1 protein-coding gene is annotated in these 351 nt (G+C 64.7%); it reads left to right on the top strand.

The window, feature by feature from the left end:
* A partial coding sequence (locus H6B10_RS15740; RefSeq protein ID WP_204652393.1) for a branched-chain amino acid ABC transporter permease occupies nt 1-351 on the top strand: 351 nt, incomplete at both ends.

The raw sequence follows: 351 nt of genomic DNA, 5'->3' as shown, positions 1-351 counted from the left end.
CCCTGCGCGCCGTCTCTTTTGACCGCGACACCGCCCAGCTCATGGGCATCGACTCCACCCGTATCATCCAGTGCGCCTTTGTGGTATCGGGCATCCTGGCCGGTATTGCCGGCGTGTTCCTGGGCATCAAGTACACCCTGTACCCCACCCTGGGCAGCCTGGTGGTCAAGGGCTTCATCGCCTCGGTCATCGGCGGCCTGGGCAGCCTGACCGGCGCCGTGATCGGCGCGCTGCTGCTGGGCATTATGGAGACCCTGCTGCTGGCCGTGCTGGGTTCCGGATATTCCACCATCGCAGTCTTTGCCATCATGCTGGTCTTCCTGCTGATCCGTCCGCAGGGCATCGCCGGCA

The organism is Gemmiger formicilis (assembly GCF_016901605.1).
In the GTDB taxonomy this organism is placed as follows: domain Bacteria; phylum Bacillota; class Clostridia; order Oscillospirales; family Ruminococcaceae; genus Gemmiger; species Gemmiger formicilis_B.
The sequence above is the reverse complement of the archived record's forward strand: the minus strand, read 5'-3'. Positions and strand labels throughout refer to the sequence as shown.